We start from the raw sequence: 282 nt of genomic DNA on the forward strand, positions 1-282 counted from the left end.
GCCGCCATCTGCGCCGCCTCGGCAGTGTTGGTGGAGTCGAGATCGAGCGCGATGGTCATGACGATGATGTTGGCGGCCTTCGCGTTGTCGCACAACGTGGCCAAATGCTCGCTCCTCGCTTTGGTGTAGTTTGCGTTCGAATAATCGGTCTTGCTGACGCTTGAGCTGGTGCCAAGCAACGGCCGGCCATAAGTGTATGTGCTCCCGAACGGCTTCGTCTGGCTGCTCGAGCCGTTGCCGTAGGCAAGGTATCCCAGGGAGGAATAGATGGCCTTGTTGCCG

1 pseudogene is annotated in these 282 nt (G+C 59.6%); it reads right to left on the bottom strand.

Annotated elements, in window-relative coordinates:
* Positions 1-282 (bottom strand): annotated as a pseudogene (locus tag EN786_RS37370) (hypothetical protein); the annotation flags it as partial.

It is taken from the genome of Mesorhizobium sp. M4B.F.Ca.ET.143.01.1.1, assembly GCF_004792275.1.
GTDB lineage: Bacteria > Pseudomonadota > Alphaproteobacteria > Rhizobiales > Rhizobiaceae > Mesorhizobium > Mesorhizobium abyssinicae.